This window comes from Geodermatophilus sp. SMS 5-13 (genome assembly GCF_059428245.1).
The window spans coordinates 4,200,665-4,214,879 of record NZ_CP165729.1 but is presented as its reverse complement, the minus strand read 5'-3'; the positions used below and the strand labels follow the sequence as shown (position 1 = coordinate 4,214,879).

Genomic DNA, 14,215 nt, shown 5'->3' with positions numbered 1-14,215 from the left:
AGCACCACCCGGTGGCCCATCTGGTCCACCGGCGCACTTCCGGCTCCCCGGCACGCGGGGAGGCGATCCATCGAGGAGAGAACGCATGTCTGCAGCGCGGCAGCGCCGGTTCCGGCGCCTGATGCCCACGGCCGTGGGCCTGATCGCAGCCGGTGCCCTGGTGGCCGGCTGCACCGGCAACACCCCGGAGAGCTCCGGGAGCGGCGGCGGCAACAACGCGGCGAGCTCGAACGACGACAAGGGCGACACCGTCACGATCGGCTTCTCCGCGCCGGCGGCCGACCACGGCTGGATGGCCGGCATCACCAACGCCGCCCAGGCCGCGGCCGACCAGTACGAAGACGTCGAGCTCCAGGTCGCCGAGGGCACCAACGACGTCAGCACCCAGATCAGCCAGGTCGAGACGTTCATCAACGACGGTGTCGACGCGATCGTCCTGCTGCCCTTCGACGGCGCCGCGCTGACCCCGGTCGCCCTCAAGGCCATGCAGGCCGGCATCCCGGTGATCAACGTCGACCGCGAGTTCGACAGCCCGTTCGCCGCGCGCGCCACGATCCTGGGCGACAACTACGGCATGGGTGTCTCGGCCGGCACGTACATCTGCTCCCGGCTGAAGGACAACCCGAACGCGGTGATCGGCGAGGTCGCCGGCATCGACTCCCTGCCGCTCACCCAGGACCGCAGCCAGGGCTTCGCCGACGCGCTCGCCGACTGCGGCCTGAAGGTCAGCCACCGGGTGGCCGCCGAGTTCACCGTCGAGTCCGGTGAGGAGGCCATGTCCAACCTGCTCCAGGCCGCGCCGAAGCTCGACGCGGTGTGGAACCACGACGACGACCAGGGCATCGGCGTCCTGGCCGCCATCGAGAACGCCAACCGTGACGAGTTCTTCATGGTCGGCGGTGCCGGTTCGGCCAACGCCATGCGCTCGATCCAGGACGGCGACTCGGTCCTGGAGGCGACGGTCATCTACCCGTCCACCCAGGCGGCCGACGGCGTCAAGCTGGCCCGGCTCCTGGTTCAGGAGAAGGCGCTGTCCGACCTGGTCGAGAACGAGATCCCGCGCAAGATCACGCTCAACGCGCCGGTCGTGACCAAGGACAACGTCGACCAGTACATCGACAGCGCGTTCGAGTCCTGACCGACTGACGCCGGGGTCGCCGGATGCCGGGCCGGCATCCGGCGACCCCACCCCCGAGGAGTCTTCCCATGTCACCAGCCAAGCCCACCCTGGGCGTGGCCCTGATCGGTTACGCCTTCATGGGCGCCGCGCACTCGCAGGCCTGGCGCACCGCCCCCCACTTCTTCGACCTCCCGCTCCACCCGGAGCTGCGGGTCCTCGTCGGCCGCGACCGGGTCCGGCTCGAGGACGCCGCCGTCCGCCTCGGCTGGCAGCAGACGGAGACCGACTGGCGCCGGCTGCTCGAGCGCGACGACGTCGACCTCGTCGACGTCTGCACCCCCGGCGACACGCACGCCGAGATCGCCATCGCCGCGCTCGAGGCCGGCAAGCACGTGCTCTGCGAGAAGCCGCTGGCCAACACCGTGGCCGAGGCCGAGGCGATGGCCGAGGCCGCCGCCCGCGCCGCCGCCCGCGGCGTCCGGTCGATGGTCGGGTTCACCTACCGCCGCGTGCCGGCGATCGGCCTGGCCCGGCAGCTGGTCGCCGAGGGCCGCCTCGGCGAGATCCGGCACGTGCGCGCGCAGTACCTGCAGGACTGGATCGCCGACCCCGCCGCGCCGATGTCGTGGCGGCTGGAGAAGGAGAAGGCCGGTTCCGGCGCGCTCGGCGACATCGGCGCGCACATCATCGACCTCACGCAGTACATCACCGGTCAGGCGATCAGCGGCGTCAGCGGCATGCTCGAGACCTTCGTCAAGGAGCGGCCGCTGGCCGCCGCCGGCGGTGCGCTGTCCGGCGTCGGCGGCGAGGGGGTCGGCCAGGTCACGGTGGACGACGCGGCGGCCTTCCTGGCGCGCTTCGACGGTGGCGCGTTCGGCGTCTTCGAGGCGACCCGGTTCGCCACCGGCCGCAAGAACGCGATCCGCATCGAGATCAACGGCTCGGCCGGCAGCCTCGCGTTCGACTTCGAGGACATGAACGTCCTGCACTTCCTCGACGCGACCGACCCCGCGGCCACCGCCGGGTTCCGGCGCATCGTCGTCACCGAGCCCGACCACCCCTACGTGGCCGCCTGGTGGCCGGCCGGCCACGGCCTCGGCTACGAGCACGGCTTCACCCACCAGGTCGTCGACCTGCTGACCGCCATCGCCAAGGACGAGGACCCGGCGCCGTCGTTCGCCGACGGGCTGCAGGTGCAGCGGGTCCTCGCAGCCGTCGAGCGCAGCGCCGCCGAGGCCTCCACCTGGACCCGGATCTAGAAGGTCGAAGGACCCCGTCCTCCCCGCCCCTCGCGAGCTCGCGGCGGTGCCCTGGACGGGGCCGCAGGATCAATCGAATGAGAGGACCCCTCTGATGCCCCGTCCCGTCACCCTCTTCACCGGCCAGTGGGCCGATCTGCCCTTCGAGGAGGTCGCCCGGCTGGCCTCCGAGTGGGGCTACGACGGCCTCGAGATCGCTTGCTGGGGCGACCACCTCGACGTCGAGCGCGCCGCGAACGACGACTCCTACGTGCAGGAGCGCCTCGCGCTGCTGGACAAGTACGGCCTGCAGGTCTTCGCCATCTCCAACCACCTCAACGGCCAGGCGGTCTGCGACGACCCGATCGACGAGCGGCACCGCGGCATGGTCAACGCCCGCGTCTGGGGCGACGGTGAGCCCGAGGGCGTGCGGCAGCGCGCGGCCGAGGAGATGAAGCTGACCGCCCGCGCCGCGGCCAAGCTGGGGGTGACGACCGTCGTCGGGTTCACCGGGTCCAAGATCTGGAAGACCGTGGCGATGTTCCCGCCGGTGCCGGAGTCCATGATCGAGGACGGCTACGCCGACTTCGCCGCGCGCTGGAACCCGATCCTCGACGTCTTCGACGAGGTCGGCGTCCGCTTCGCGCACGAGGTGCACCCGTCGGAGATCGCCTACGACTACTGGACGACGGTGCGCACCCTGGAGGCGATCGGCCACCGCGAGGCGTTCGGGCTGAACTGGGACCCGTCGCACTTCGTCTGGCAGGACCTCGACCCGGTGTCGTTCATCTGGGACTTCAAGGACCGGATCTACCACGTCGACTGCAAGGACGCGAAGAAGCAGGTGGGCAACGGCCGCAACGGCCGGATGGGCTCGCACCTGCCGTGGGCCGACCCGCGGCGCGGCTGGGACTTCGTCTCGACCGGCCACGGCGACGTCCCGTGGGAGGCCTGCTTCCGGATGCTCAACACCATCGGCTACGACGGGCCGATCTCGGTGGAGTGGGAGGACGCCGGCATGGACCGGCTCGTCGGCGCTCCCGAGGCGCTGGAGTTCGTGCGCCGGCTGGCGTTCGACCCGCCCGCGGCCGCCTTCGACGCCGCGTTCGCCAGCGGCAACTGAGACGGAGCGGAGGCCGGGGAGCGAGGTTTCCTCGCTCCCCGGCCTCCGGTCAGCTCAGGCGCGAAGCTCGCGCCGGCGGCGGGCGGCGACGACGGCGAGCAGCGCCAGGACGACGAACCCGGCGGCCTCCACCACCACCGACTGCCACCAGAGCTCGGCCGACGTGACCTCCTTGAAGCCGAACAGCCCGACGGTCGTGGTGACGAGCAGCGCCCCGAGGGTGCCGATGCACAGCAGGGCGCCGAGCGTCGCGGCGATCGGCAGCCAGCGCAGCGGCGAGATCAGCACGAGCAGCGCCCCGCCGACCCCGAAGATCGTGTCCATCAGGAACGCCGTGCCGATCGTGGGGATGCTGTCGTAGCCCTGCTGCCACAGGTAGAAGTGGATGCCCGCGACGGCGAGCAGCAGCAGTGCGCCCACGATCCGCAGGACGCCGAGGAGGGTCCCCGACGTGCGACCCCGGGGAGCGGTCATCAGCTCACCGTCACCTCGACCTCCATGCCCATCGCCCGGTGGTTGCCGATGCCGCAGAAGAAGACGTACGAGCCGGGCTCGAGCGTCACCTCGACGGTGCCCGAGGAACCGGGCTGCAGCGTGTCGCTCTTGGCCACCTCGTTGCCGTCCTGCTCGATCACCAGGTTGTGCGTGGCCTGGCCGGTGTTGGTGACGTTGATCGTGTAGTCGCCGGCGGTCAGGTCGGTGCCGCTGTCGAGGGTGATCGAGAACTCCTTCTCGGTCGCGGTGAGCTCCTGGGCGGCCGCGCTCGATCCGCTCGCGGAGCTCTCCGCGGCGGAGCTGCTCGTCGTGCCGGCTGCCGTCGTCGGGTCGGCGCTGCCGCCGTCGTCGCTGCCGCCGCAGGCGGTCAGCAGTCCCAGGGCGAGCCCCAGGATCAGGACGGCGCTGCGTCGACGGACATGGGCAGGGGACATGCTGCCTCCTCGCGGCACGCGGCCGGCGCCCCGGCGGCGTCCGGACCCGGTGCCGAGATAGTGCAATCTTGACGGATGGGCGGGAAGGCCCTCCTGCCTGTGCAGACGCTATGAGCTCAGGTCGGACGGCGTGTCCGCGGCGAGTCCGGCGCGTTCCCGGCACCACGCCACGACCAGCCCCAGCAGCTCGGCGTCCACCGGCTCGCGCAGCTCCCGGCGGTAGGCGCGCAGGGACGGCGCCCCGGTCTGGCGGCGCAGCGTGTGGGTGAGGTCCGGGATCGTGCGGGTGGTGACCTCGCCCGGGACGAGCGCGGCGATCGTCGCGAGGTCGGCCGGGTCGACCTGCAGGTCCTTGCCGCCGGTGACCGCGAGGACGGGGACGGCGAGGCGGCGCAGGTCCTCGCGCGGATCGTGGTCGAGGAACTCGCGCAGCCACTTCGCGTTCACCCGGGCGCCGCCGAGGCGGGCCACGTCGGTGGTCGTGGCGCGGATCTTCGCGTGGTTGGCCGCGACCTTGCACTCGAGGTCGACGCGGAACAGCCGGAGCAGCGTGCGGACCGGCGCCGGGAGCGTGGGGGCGATCCGCCGCGCCTGCCAGCGCAGCAGCTCGTCGCCGGGCGTCGCGGACATCGACAGCAGGACGGCGCCGGTGACCGGGGCGCCGCGGCCGGCCAGCGCCGCGGCGAGGACGGCGCCCTCGCTGTGCCCCGCGACCAGCAGCCGCGCCGGGTCGGCCTCCGGCCGGGCGGCGAGCGTGCGCAGGGCCGCGCCGAGGTCGTCGACGTTGTCGTACAGCCCGGCGCGCCGCCAGTCACCCGGGCTCTCGCCGACGCCGCGCTTGTCGTAGCGCAGCGACGCGAGGCCGCCGTCGGCGAGGGCGTGCGCGAGCTGCCGGGCGACGTCGAAGCGGGCGCGGCGGTGGTTCGAGTCCCGGTCGAGCGGGCCGGAGCCGGACGCGATGACCACCGCCGGCGCCGGGACGAGCGCGTCCGGCAGGGTCAGCGTCCCGGCCAGGGGGACGGCGCCGTCGATCCGCACGGAGAGCTCGCGCACGTCAGCTCTCCCCGGTGAGCTCGGCGGCCAGCCGCGCGGCGTCGTCGTCCCCGACGATCAGAGCGGTGTAGCGCTGGCCGGTCAGCTCGACCCGCACGGCCGGCTGGCCGCGGCGGACGGAGACCAGGGTGCGGCCGCCAGGGCCGCGCCAGGTGCCGATCTTGCGGACACCCGGCAGGGCGAGGCCCGGCGCGCGCAGCCCGCGGATCGCGGTGAGCGGCTCGGTCTCGACGGAGACCGCCGCGACGGCGCTGCGCGGCACCTCGACGTCGCGGACCAGGCCGGCGATCTTCTCCCCGGGGGTGAAGGTGAGGCGGAGGGCGGAGTCGGTCCGTTGCAGCGTGGCCATGTCACTACTATTCTCAAGCCCGCGAACGATGTCAACTCTGAGAACGGTGGAGGTCGGATGGCGTCCGCGGACCTGCTGCTGCACCCCGTCCGGCTGCGCGTCGTCCAGGCGTTCCTCGGCGACCGCGTGCTCACCACCGCGGACCTGCGCACCGAGCTGCCCGACGTCCCGGCGGCGACGCTCTACCGGCACGTGGGCGTGCTCGCCGAGGCCGGTGTCCTCGCCGTCGTTGGGGAGCGGAAGGTCCGGGGCGCGGCGGAGCGCAGCTACCGGCTGGTCACCGACGCCGCGTCGATCAGCCCGGACGAGGCCGCGGCCCTCTCACCGGAGGAGCACCGCCGGGCGTTCGCGACGTTCGTGGCCGGCCTGCTCGCCGACTTCGACCGCTACCTCGACCGCCCCGGCGACGGGCCGGACCTCGGGCGCGACGGCGTCGGCTACCGGCACGTGGCGCTGTGGCAGACCGACGCGGAGTTCGCGGCCTTCCTCGACGAGCTCCGGACGCTGCTGCACACGCGGATGACCGCCGGCCCCGGCGAGGGGCGGCGGCGGCGGATCGTCAGCACCGTCCTGCTGCCGGGCGACTGACCCGGCGCGCTCAGGACTTGGCGGCCTTGCGGGCTTCGCGCCGGCCGGCCCTGGCGGCCTTGCGCGCCTGCTTCTCGGCCTTGCGCACCGAGACGCTGGGCCCGCTGAGCCCGCGCAGCATGATGGACAGGCCGATGCCGGCCAGCCAGGCGTCCTTGGCGAGCGCGAGGCCCTCCTGGGTGGGCGCCAGGCTGCCCTCTTTGCGCATGCCCGGGGTGTTCAGGTACAGCCCCAGCAGCCCGCCCGAGAACGCGGTGAGCGCCGCGCCGGCGACCACCGTCGGCACGAACGGCGTGAGCAGCGCCGCGCCGAGCGCGATCTCGGCGGTCGAGAGGTACTTGACGAACTGCTCGGGCGGCACCGACTTCAGGAACGGATAGGTCCCGGACGCGAAGCCGTGCACACCCGCGGCCGTGCCCGGGTCGGCGTTCCGCTTGCCGAGCCCGCTGTTGAGGATGAACGCGCCGGCCGAGACGCGGGCCGGGATCTCCGAAAGTGTGATGGGCAGTCCCATGGCGCCCCAGTGCCCGCCGCGACGATGCGTCAATCGTCGCGGCGGGCGACGGCGTCAGCGGCCGCGGCGGGAGCGGGCGCTGAAGGACGCCGCCGTCGTCGTCCCGGCGCGGGCCGCGAGCTCCGCCCGCGTCCGGGCCGGGCCGGTGGGCCGCGCGGTGGTGCTCTTCGTGGTGCTCTTCGCGGTCGCGCCGGAGCCGCCGCGGCGGCGCCGTCCGCCGCCCTGCCCCTGGGGCTGCGGCGCCGGGGCCGGCGCGGGCTCGACGTACGGGGCGGCCGGACCGGTGAGCGCGGTGATCTCGGCGGCGCCGGGGCGCACGGCGGTGACCGTGGGCTTGATGCCGGCCTGGCGGGCGAGCGTGCGCACCTCGCCGGCCTGGTCGGGGGTGCTGACGGTGACCACGGTGCCGCCCGCGCCGGCGCGCGCGGTGCGGCCGGAGCGGTGCAGGTAGGCCTTGTGCTCGGCCGGCGGGTCGACGTGCACCACGAGCGCGACGTCGTCCACGTGGATGCCGCGCGCGGCGATGTCGGTCGCGCACAGCACCCGGGTGCCCCCGGTGCTGAACGCCTCGAGGTTGCGCTCGCGGGCGTTCTGGCTGAGGTTGCCGTGCAGGTCGACGGCGGGCACGCCGGCGGCGGTGAGCTGCTTGGCCAGCTTCTTCGCCTGGTGCTTGGTGCGGGTGAACAGCACGCTGCGGCCCAGCCCGGAGGCCAGCTGCCGCACGATCTCGGCCTTGTCGGCGGCCGAGACCTGGAAGACGTGGTGGGTCATGGTCGCCACCGGCGCCACGGCCGGGTCGACCGAGTGCGTGGTGGGCGTGGTCAGGTAGCGCTTGACCAGGACGTCGACGCCGTTGTCCAGCGTCGCCGAGAACAGCAGCCGCTGGCCGACCTTCGGCGTCCGGTCGAGCAGCCGCTTGACGCCGGGCAGGAAGCCGAGGTCGGCCATGTGGTCGGCCTCGTCGAGCACGGTGATCTCGACGGCGGAGAGGTCGGCGTGGCCCTGGCCGATGAGGTCCTCGAGCCGGCCGGGGCAGGCGATGAGGACGTCGATGCCGCCGGCCAGCGCCTGCACCTGCGGGTTCTGGCCGACGCCGCCGAAGACGGTGGTGGCCTTCATGCCCAGCGCGCGCGCCAGCGGGTCGACGGTGGCGAGCACCTGGTTGGCCAGCTCGCGGGTGGGCACCAGCACCAGCGCGCGCGGCCGCTTCGGCGTGCGCTTGGTGTCGGAGGCGGCCAGCCGGGCGACCAGCGGCAGGCTGAAGGCCAGCGTCTTGCCGGAGCCGGTGCGGCCGCGGCCGAGCACGTCACGCCCGGCCAGGGTGTCGGGCAGCGTGGCGACCTGGATCGGGAACGGCGCGGTGATGCCGCTGGCGGCGAGCACCTCGACCAGCGGCGCGGGCACGCCGAGCGCGTCGAAGGTGGTGTCGGTGGGCAGCACGGTGGCGTCCGCGCCGGCCGGGACGACGGCGGGCGCCTCGGGCGCGGGGGTCTGCGGCGCGGTGTTCTGCGCGGGGCGGGGGCCGCGGCCGCGGCCGCCGCGACGGCGGCGGTTGCGGCTGGCGGAGTCGGACTGCGGAGCAGGGTGGGTCAACGAACTTCCTCGACGTCTCAGGTGGCCGTCGTCGCGTGCACACGGCGCACCGGCGCGCAGCAGCGCGCGGCCTCGTGGACGTCGACCCGGCCTGGCGCGCCTCGGTGGCGCTGCCTGGGCCCGACGTCGAGTCCTGCTCCGGATGAGCGAGGGCGGCGCCGGTCCCCCCACTCAACCAGATGCGGCACTCACGCGGGCCGTTCGGCCGACGAGTGTCTGGTCACACCCGGGGAGGGGCTCACTCCGCGAGCAGACGATCCAGGTCGTACGCGGCGCTGATCAGCGCGAGGTGCGTGAAGGCCTGGGGGAAGTTGCCGAGCTGCTCACCGGTCGGCCCGATCTCCTCCGCGTACAGGCCGACGTGGTTGGCATAGCCGAGCATCTTCTCGAAGGCCAGCCGCGCCTGGTCGAGCCGCCCGGCCCGGGCGAGCGCCTCCACCCACCAGAACGAGCACATGGAGAAGGTGGCCTCCGTCCCGGCGAGCCCGTCGGGGGAGGCGTCGGCGTGGTAGCGGTAGACCAGGCTGTCGGAGACCAGCTCGGCGGTGATGCCGTCGAGTGTGGAGAGCCAGCGCGGGTCGGTGGGCGCGATGAACTTCACCAGCGGCATGAGCAGCAGGGAGGCGTCGAGCACGTCGGTGTCGTAGTGCTGCACGAACGCGCGGCGACCGGCGTCCCAGCCGCGCGTCGTGATCTGGTGGTGGATCCGGTCCCGGACCGCCATCCAGCGCAGCAGGTCGGCCGGCAGGCCGCGCTGCAGGGCCATCCGGACGGCGCGCTCGAGCGCGACCCAGCTCATCAACCGGGAGTGCGTGTAGTTCCGGCGTCCTCCGCGGGTCTCCCAGATCCCCTCGTCGGGCTGGTCCCAGTGCTCCATCAGCCACTCGAGCGTGCGGGTGAGCTCCGCCCAGCCGTCCTGGTAGACGGGCAGCCCGGACCTGTCGCACAGGTAGAGGGAGTCCACGAGCTCGCCGTAGACGTCGAGCTGCAGCTGGCCCGCCGCGCCGTTCCCGATCCGCACCGGCGCCGACCCCCGATAGCCCTCCAGGTGCGAGAGCTCCTCCTCGGGCAGCTCCTCGCGCCCGTCGATGCCGTACATGATCTGCAGCGGGCCGGACTCGCGGTCGGCTCCCTGCCGGACGCGCTCCTGCAGCCAGCCCATGAACGCGCCGGCCTCCTCGGTGAAGCCCAGGCGGAGCAGCGCGTAGAGGGAGAAGGCGGCGTCGCGGAGCCACGTGTAGCGGTAGTCCCAGTTGCGTGCGCCGCCGAGCACCTCCGGCAGGCTCGTGGTCGCAGCGGCGACGATCGCGCCGGTGGGCGCGTAGGTGAGCAGCTTGAGCGTGAGCGCCGAGCGGTGCACCGTCTCGCGCCAGCGCCCGCCGTAGCGGCAGCGGCGCAACCAGTTCCGCCAGAACGCCACGGTGGCGTCGAAGTCGGCGGCGAGGTCGGCGTCGGAGTACGGCGCCGGCAGCTCGCCGGGCTCGAGGCGGTCGAGCACGAAGGTCGCCGTCTCCCCGGCCCGCAACTCGAAGCGGGCGCGCACGTCGCGGCCGTCGACCACCTCCAGCGGGCAGGACGTCGACAGCCCGAGCGTCAGCTCCGGCGAGCGGAACAGCGCGCCGTCCGGGCTGAGCGCGACCTCGTGGCGGGCGCGCGCGTAGTCGAACCGCGGCGCGACGTCGACGCGGAAGCCCATCCGGCCGCGCACCGCCACCAGCCGGCGGATCAGCCGGTGGCGGTGCGCCGCGGCGCCGGTACGGGGCGGGGGCATGAAGTCCTGCGCCTCACCCACCCCGCCGGGGGTGAGGAACCGGGTGATCAGCACGGCCGTGTCGGGCAGGTAGAGCTGCTTGGAGCTCCACCCGCCGTCCTCGGGTGCGAGGCGGAACCGGCCGCCCTGGTCGGCGTCGAGCAGCGCGCCGAACACGCTGGGCGAGTCGAACCGTGGGCAGCAGTACCAGTCGATCGTCCCGTCGGTGCCGACCAGCGCGACGGTGTGCAGGTCTCCGATCAGGCCGTGTTCGGCGATGGGCAGGTAGCGCGCCCGCGTGCCGTTCCCGGACACGGCCGTCCTCCTCCGGTCACGGCACGAGCACCAGCTTGCCCTTCGACGCAGAGCTCTGGAGCAGCTCGTGCGCGTGGCGTGCCTCGGACAGCGGCAGGCGCTCGGCCACGACCGGGTGGATCTTGTCCGCCTCGAGCAGCTCGAGCAGCGCGGTGAGGTCCTCCCGGAACCACTCCGGGTTGCGCGGGCCGCCGCCCACCAGCCGCGCAGGGCGACGGCTGGCCACCGGCAGCCACTGGCGGCTGTCGCGCAGCCGCTGGACGCGGTAGGCCATCACCCGCCGGCGGGGGTCGAGCAGGCCCCACAGCGCGACGGTCGCGGTCGCGCCGTACCAGGCGGCCCACCCGCGCCAGCTCTTGCGCCCGCCGGACAGGGTGGCGTAATGGCCGAAGACGACGAGGCGCCCGCCGGGCCGCAGCGCACGGAACGAGCGGATCGAGGTCGCGCCGCCCAGCCCGTCGAGGACGACGTCCACCCCGTCCCCGGTCAGCTCCCTGATCCGGGTCAGGAAGTCCTCGCTGCGGTAGTCGATCGCCACCGCGCCGAGCCGCTCGACCGTGGCGCGGTCGCGCGCCGACGCGGTGCCGTACATGCGCAGTGCGGCGAGCGCGCCGAGCTCGAGGACCGCGGTGCCCACCCGGCCGGCCGCGCCGTGCACCAGAACCGTCTCGCCGCTGTCCACCTGTGCCATGCGGTGCAGCACCTGGTACGCGGTCATGTAGGTCAGGACGAGGCCCACCACCTGGGCCGGGTCGAGGGCCTCGGGCACCCGGACCGCTTCGGCCTCCGGCACGCAGACGCGCTCCGCGTAGGCGCCGTACGCGGTCAGCGCGGCGACGCGGTCTCCCACGTGCAGCTGCGAGCAGCCGGGGCCGAGCTCGTCGACGACGCCCACCAGCTCGTAGCCCGGCGTGAACGGCGGCCGCGGCACGCCGAGATACGTGCCGGCGCGCAGCTGGGCATCGGTGAACGACACCCCGGCGGCCAGCACCCGGACGCGGACCTCACCCCGGCCCGGCCGGGGATCGTCGTCCTCCACCACTCGCAGGACATCGGGCCCGCCGAAGTGGTCCACGATCACGCGCTTCATCGCTCTCCGGCCTCCTCACGGTCGGCCAGCGCACCCCGCGACCGCGGCCAGGTCTCAGCCGGCTGTCGGGGTGTCGGTGCGACGGTCGTCGGCCGCGCACGGCACCACCCAGGGACGAAGGCCACGAGTGCCGACGCCGTTCGGCTCGACTGCGCGGCGCTCTACGCGGGCCGTTGGACAGGGACGGGCCGGGGTACATCCGCGCCGCGGAAGGTGCGGCGGTAGGCGAGCGGGGAGACCCCGATGGCGGCGCGCAGCTGCTGGCGCAGGGAGGCGGCGGTGCCGAAGCCGGCGTCGGCGGCGATCCGGTCGACCGGCGCATCGGTGGACTCGAGCAGCTCGCGGGCCAACGCGATGCGCTGCGCGGCGAGCCAGCGCTGCGGCGACTGCCCGGTCTCCTCGCGGAAGTGCCGGGTGAACGTGCGCACACTCATCCGCGCGTGCGCCGCGAGGGCGGCCAGGGTGAGCGGCTCGCCGAGCCGGGCGGTCGCCCAGGCCCGCGTGGCCGCCGTCCCCGTCCCGTCGCCGTCGGGCACCGGGCGCTCGACGAACTGGGACTGGCCGCCCTCGCGCCACGGCGCGACAACGCTGCGCCGGGCCACCCGGTTGGCCACCTCGCTGCCGTGGTCGCGGCGGACGACGTGCAGCAGCAGGTCGATGCCGGCGGCGTTGCCGGCCGAGGTGAGCACGTCGCCGTCGTCGACGAAGAGGACGTCGGGGTCCAGCCGCACCCGCGGGAACAGTTCGGCGAACCGCTCGGCGTAGAGCCAGTGGGTGGTCGCGGGCCGCCCGTCGAGCAGGCCGGCCCCGGCCAGGGCGAACGAGCCGGTGCAGATGGAGACCAGGCGGGCCCGTCCGGCGACCGACCGCAGCGCCTCGGCGGCGTCGTCCGGGAGCCGGCCGCCGGGCAGCGCGGTCGGCACGTGGATCCCGGGGACGACGACGGTGTCGGCAGTGGCCAGGACCGACGCGTCGTGCTCGGGGAGGACCGAGTAGCCGCCGGAGGTGCGCACCGGGCCGCCGTCCAGCGTGGCCACCCGCACCCGGTAGAGCTTGCCCCCGTCGGCGTCGACGGCGCCGCCGAGGAACTTGCTGGCCAGCCCGAGCTCGAAGGCCATCGGGTTCGGCAGGGCGAGCACCACGACCTCGTGCGGCGTCATGGCCGGATCCTTGCACATGTTGGCCATCGGGCCACTGTCCCGGTGCGCACCCGTCCGGCATGCTGTCTCGTCGTGACGAGCACGGCGCCGCCCCGCACCCACCGCATCCACCCCGCCTGGTGGGTGGCCGCGGTGACCTTCCTGGCGCTGGTCGGCGCGGCCGCGTTCCGGGCGGTCCCGGGCGTGCTCATCGACCCGCTGCACGCGGAGTTCGGCTGGTCGGTGTCGACCATCTCCGCCGCCGTCGCGGTCAACATGGCCCTGTACGGGCTGACCGCGCCGTTCGCGGCCGCGCTGATGGAGCGCTTCGGCATCCGCCGGGTCGTCGTGTGCGCCCTCCTGGTGACGGCGGCCGGCAGCGGGCTCACCGTGTTCATGACCGCGAGCTGGCAGCTGGTGCTGCTGTGGGGCTTCCTCGTCGGCCTGGGCACCGGCTCGATGGCGCTCTCGCTCGTGGCCACGGTGACCGGCCGCTGGTTCGTCGCCCGGCGCGGCCTGGTCTCCGGGATCCTCACCGCCGGCGGCGCCACCGGGCAGCTGGTCTTCCTGCCGCTGGTCGCCTGGGTGGACGGCGTGTGGGGCTGGCGGGCCGCCTCGCTCGGCACCACCGCCGCCGCGCTGGCCGTCGTCCCCCTGGTGGCCTGGCTGCTGCGCGACCGGCCGCGCGACCTCGGGGTCGCGCCCTACGGCGGCACGCCGGCCGACGACCTCGAGCCGGTGCGGACCGGCGCCGCGCGCACCGCGGTCCGCGGCCTGCTCGACGCCGCCCGCAGCCGGGTGTTCTGGATCCTCGCGGTCAGCTTCATGGTGTGCGGCGCCTCGACCAACGGGCTGGTGCAGCCGCACTTCATCCCGGCCGCGCACGATCACGGGATGCCGGTGACGACGGCGGCCGGCCTGCTGGCGGTGGTCGGCATCTTCGACATCGCCGGCACGATCTTCTCCGGCTGGCTGACCGACCGGTTCGACCCGCGGCTGCTGCTGCTGACCTACTACCTGTTCCGCGGGCTGTCGCTGTTCCTGCTGCCGTCGCTGTTCGCGCCCGGCGTGGGCCTGCCGATGCTGGCGTTCATCGTCTTCTACGGGCTGGACTGGGTGGCCACCGTCCCGCCGACGCTGGCGCTGTGCCGGCAGTACTTCGGCGGCCGCGCGCCGGTGGTCTTCGGCTGGGTGTTCGCCTCGCACCAGGTGGGCTCGGCGATCGCGGCGTTCGGCGGCGGCGGCGTCCGGGACGTCACCGGCTCCTACGCGCCGGCCTGGTACGCGGCCGGGGCGCTGTGCCTGCTGGCCTCGGTGCTGTCGATCTCGATCCGGCCGGGCGCGGGCAGCGGCGGGCTGGTGGGCCTGCCGCCGTCCCCGGTGCAGGCCGCCGCCGCCCAGAGCCACGGCTGAG

Annotated in this window: 14 protein-coding genes; 5 read left to right on the top strand and 9 right to left on the bottom strand. The window is 74.1% G+C overall.

The features are described 5' to 3' along the window. The first annotated feature begins 85 nt into the window (after positions 1-85). The 3 genes from AB3388_RS20365 (at position 86) to AB3388_RS20355 (ending at position 3,481) form a co-directional block, all read left to right on the top strand. Complete coding sequence (locus AB3388_RS20365) at positions 86-1,138, top strand: substrate-binding domain-containing protein (RefSeq protein ID WP_495407138.1); 1,053 nt, start codon at positions 86-88, stop codon at positions 1,136-1,138. Between the two features lie 68 nt (positions 1,139-1,206). After that, positions 1,207-2,379 (top strand): Gfo/Idh/MocA family protein, encoded by a 1,173-nt coding sequence (locus tag AB3388_RS20360; RefSeq protein ID WP_495407137.1) that lies wholly within the window; start codon positions 1,207-1,209, stop codon positions 2,377-2,379. A gap of 94 nt (positions 2,380-2,473) precedes the next feature. Further along, positions 2,474-3,481 carry a sugar phosphate isomerase/epimerase family protein gene (locus AB3388_RS20355; RefSeq protein WP_495407136.1) on the top strand — a complete coding sequence of 336 codons (1,008 nt, stop codon included), beginning with the start codon at positions 2,474-2,476 and terminating at the stop codon, positions 3,479-3,481. Between the two features lie 54 nt (positions 3,482-3,535). On the opposite strand, the gene AB3388_RS20350 is transcribed toward AB3388_RS20355, so the two are convergent. The 4 genes from AB3388_RS20350 to AB3388_RS20335 form a co-directional block, all read right to left on the bottom strand. Continuing rightward, on the bottom strand, positions 3,536-3,955 hold the full coding sequence (locus AB3388_RS20350) for a hypothetical protein (RefSeq protein WP_495407135.1): 420 nt from the start codon (positions 3,953-3,955) through the stop codon (positions 3,536-3,538). Then, the gene (locus AB3388_RS20345; RefSeq protein WP_495407134.1) at positions 3,955-4,410 is read right to left on the bottom strand and encodes a cupredoxin domain-containing protein; all 456 of its coding nucleotides are present in this window, start codon (positions 4,408-4,410) and stop codon (positions 3,955-3,957) included. Before AB3388_RS20345 ends, AB3388_RS20350 begins: the two co-directional genes overlap by 1 nt. A gap of 108 nt (positions 4,411-4,518) precedes the next feature. After that, on the bottom strand, positions 4,519-5,463 hold the full coding sequence (locus AB3388_RS20340) for an alpha/beta hydrolase family protein (RefSeq protein WP_495407133.1): 945 nt from the start codon (positions 5,461-5,463) through the stop codon (positions 4,519-4,521). Position 5,464: 1 nt separating this feature from the next. Beyond that, a complete protein-coding gene (locus AB3388_RS20335; RefSeq protein WP_495407132.1) occupies positions 5,465-5,812 on the bottom strand; it encodes a hypothetical protein in 348 nt (115 codons plus the stop codon). A 57-nt stretch (positions 5,813-5,869) separates the two neighbouring features. Here AB3388_RS20335 and AB3388_RS20330 point away from each other — a divergent pair, with 57 nt between their 5' ends. Beyond that, a complete protein-coding gene (locus tag AB3388_RS20330) occupies positions 5,870-6,400 on the top strand; it encodes a helix-turn-helix domain-containing protein (protein WP_495407131.1) in 531 nt (176 codons plus the stop codon). 10 nt (positions 6,401-6,410) lie between these two features. Here the strand turns inward: AB3388_RS20330 and AB3388_RS20325 are convergent, their stop codons facing one another. The 5 genes from AB3388_RS20325 to AB3388_RS20305 form a co-directional block, all read right to left on the bottom strand. Then, positions 6,411-6,914: a hypothetical protein gene (locus AB3388_RS20325; protein ID WP_495407130.1), complete on the bottom strand. Its 504-nt coding sequence runs from the start codon at positions 6,912-6,914 to the stop codon at positions 6,411-6,413. Positions 6,915-6,968: 54 nt separating this feature from the next. Beyond that, positions 6,969-8,507, bottom strand: coding sequence for a DEAD/DEAH box helicase (locus tag AB3388_RS20320; protein WP_495407129.1), 1,539 nt, complete (start codon positions 8,505-8,507; stop codon positions 6,969-6,971). 238 nt (positions 8,508-8,745) lie between these two features. Next, positions 8,746-10,572: a glycoside hydrolase family 15 protein gene (locus AB3388_RS20315; protein ID WP_495407128.1), complete on the bottom strand. Its 1,827-nt coding sequence runs from the start codon at positions 10,570-10,572 to the stop codon at positions 8,746-8,748. A 16-nt stretch (positions 10,573-10,588) separates the two neighbouring features. Then, positions 10,589-11,662: a medium chain dehydrogenase/reductase family protein gene (locus AB3388_RS20310; RefSeq protein WP_495407127.1), complete on the bottom strand. Its 1,074-nt coding sequence runs from the start codon at positions 11,660-11,662 to the stop codon at positions 10,589-10,591. A 161-nt stretch (positions 11,663-11,823) separates the two neighbouring features. After that, positions 11,824-12,822 carry a GlxA family transcriptional regulator gene (locus AB3388_RS20305; protein ID WP_495407126.1) on the bottom strand — a complete coding sequence of 333 codons (999 nt, stop codon included), beginning with the start codon at positions 12,820-12,822 and terminating at the stop codon, positions 11,824-11,826. Between the two features lie 72 nt (positions 12,823-12,894). Here AB3388_RS20305 and AB3388_RS20300 point away from each other — a divergent pair, with 72 nt between their 5' ends. Beyond that, positions 12,895-14,214, top strand: a complete 1,320-nt coding sequence (locus tag AB3388_RS20300) for an MFS transporter (RefSeq protein ID WP_495407125.1) — start codon at positions 12,895-12,897, stop codon at positions 14,212-14,214. Position 14,215: the final 1 nt, after the last annotated feature.

Excerpts from the sequence above, each read along its gene's own strand:
- AB3388_RS20365 (WP_495407138.1), top strand. The coding sequence starts at position 86 with ATGTCTGCAGCGCGGCAGCGCCGGTTCCGGCGCCTGATGCCCACGGCC.
- AB3388_RS20360 (WP_495407137.1), top strand. The coding sequence starts at position 1,207 with ATGTCACCAGCCAAGCCCACCCTGGGCGTGGCCCTGATCGGTTACGCC.
- AB3388_RS20355 (WP_495407136.1), top strand. The coding sequence starts at position 2,474 with ATGCCCCGTCCCGTCACCCTCTTCACCGGCCAGTGGGCCGATCTGCCC.
- AB3388_RS20350 (WP_495407135.1), bottom strand. The coding sequence starts at position 3,955 with ATGACCGCTCCCCGGGGTCGCACGTCGGGGACCCTCCTCGGCGTCCTG.
- AB3388_RS20345 (WP_495407134.1), bottom strand. The coding sequence starts at position 4,410 with ATGTCCCCTGCCCATGTCCGTCGACGCAGCGCCGTCCTGATCCTGGGG.
- AB3388_RS20335 (WP_495407132.1), bottom strand. The coding sequence starts at position 5,812 with ATGGCCACGCTGCAACGGACCGACTCCGCCCTCCGCCTCACCTTCACC.
- AB3388_RS20330 (WP_495407131.1), top strand. The coding sequence starts at position 5,870 with ATGGCGTCCGCGGACCTGCTGCTGCACCCCGTCCGGCTGCGCGTCGTC.
- AB3388_RS20325 (WP_495407130.1), bottom strand. The coding sequence starts at position 6,914 with ATGGGACTGCCCATCACACTTTCGGAGATCCCGGCCCGCGTCTCGGCC.
- AB3388_RS20310 (WP_495407127.1), bottom strand. The coding sequence starts at position 11,662 with ATGAAGCGCGTGATCGTGGACCACTTCGGCGGGCCCGATGTCCTGCGA.
- AB3388_RS20305 (WP_495407126.1), bottom strand. The coding sequence starts at position 12,822 with ATGACGCCGCACGAGGTCGTGGTGCTCGCCCTGCCGAACCCGATGGCC.